This window comes from Chitinophaga costaii, assembly GCF_900094705.1.
Taxonomy (GTDB): domain Bacteria; phylum Bacteroidota; class Bacteroidia; order Chitinophagales; family Chitinophagaceae; genus Chitinophaga; species Chitinophaga costaii.
Genome location: NZ_FMAR01000052.1, coordinates 1 through 1,312, shown reverse-complemented (window position 1 = coordinate 1,312; position 1,312 = coordinate 1). Strand labels below are relative to the sequence as shown.

The 1,312-nt window shown below is 44.5% G+C and carries 2 protein-coding genes; both read left to right on the top strand.

Features of this window, described 5'->3' with window-relative positions; genetic code table 11:
* Positions 1–67: 67 nt before the first annotated feature.
* Positions 68–388 carry a transposase gene (locus GA0116948_RS20910; protein WP_089715839.1) on the top strand — a complete coding sequence of 107 codons (321 nt, stop codon included), beginning with the start codon at positions 68–70 and terminating at the stop codon, positions 386–388.
* Positions 385–1,281 carry an IS3 family transposase gene (locus GA0116948_RS20905; RefSeq protein WP_205686052.1) on the top strand — a complete coding sequence of 299 codons (897 nt, stop codon included), beginning with the start codon at positions 385–387 and terminating at the stop codon, positions 1,279–1,281. Before GA0116948_RS20910 ends, GA0116948_RS20905 begins: the two co-directional genes overlap by 4 nt.
* The last annotated feature ends 31 nt before the right edge of the window (positions 1,282–1,312 follow it).

The following is a 1,312-nucleotide window of genomic DNA, read 5'->3' as shown; positions in this document are numbered from 1 at the left end:
TGTATTGACCCCCTAAATGGCTGGACTAAATTATTAAATCAATTTAGTCACTTAAATTTAGGGTACTATGGCAAAACAACGCAGAAGCTTTTCAGTAGAACAGAATCTTCAAATCATCCAGGAATCTGATCAGCACGGGGTTGTTCAGACACTTCGTAAGCACAATCTTTCTTACTCCGTTTATCTGAGGTGGAAACACCAGTTTGATCAGGGTGGTTCATCTTCTTTGAAGCCGCAGTACCACAAGGTAGACCCCGAACTGAGGGCATTGCAGGAAGAGAATGCCCGGCTTAAAAAGATCATTGGGAACCAGGCGCTGGAGCTGGAGTTCAAGACGGAACTATTAAAAAAAAACGAGGCCTACGAGCGGAGGCTCAAGGGCTCGTGAAAACATTTTCATTGCGGAGCATCCCTGTTAGAAGGCTATTGAAGTGGGCCGGATTGGCAGCAAGCAGCTTTTATTACAAGCGCTCTGAGCGTCCCCAAGGGGTAAGGCCAACTACTCATAGCGTCAATGAGCACGGACAAATGGTAGAGAACAAGATAGTCGTCCAACAAATCGAAAAGGTGCTGTCTCAGGAGTTTTGCTGCTACGGATATAAAAATATGACTGCCGAACTCCGGGAGATGGGTTGGGTGATTAACCATAAAAAGGTTTACCGGCTAATGAAAGAGTCTAAATTGCTATATGGATCCCGGATCAGGCCGATACCGTTTAAGCGGGATTTTATTCGCTTCAGAAGCCTACAGCCAGAAAGGCCCTTACAATATCTGTCGATGGATATCAAATACGTTTACATTCACGGCACGGGTAGAAATGTGCTCTTGTTAACGGTTATAGACATCTACAGCCGCAAGGTACTGATATACCTGTTACGGAGCCATATCAAAAAAGGAGATGTGCTGTTGATGCTATCGCTGATGCTGCTGGAATACAAGGCCGAGGGAATGTCAATCAGAAATGACAACGGTTCTCAGTTCATTGCGCAGGCCGTCAGGGAATACCTGAAAGAGAAAGGTATCTACCAGGAGTTCTCTCATGTGGCTACGCCTGAAGACAACGTTTATATCGAAGCGTTCCATTCCAATCTGCAACGAGAAGTAATGGATCGTTATGAATTTGATTCCATCTACCACGCCCAAATGGTGCTTGATCGCTACTACGAATGGTACAATGAAAAAAGGCGGCATGGCGCATTGAAAAGGCAAACTCCGAATTACGTGTTCAAAAATTTTAATCCGGTCCCTTTTGAAAATGAAAAACTACTAAGCTACCTTTAGAAAACCGTCCAGTTTATAAGGGGTCGATACA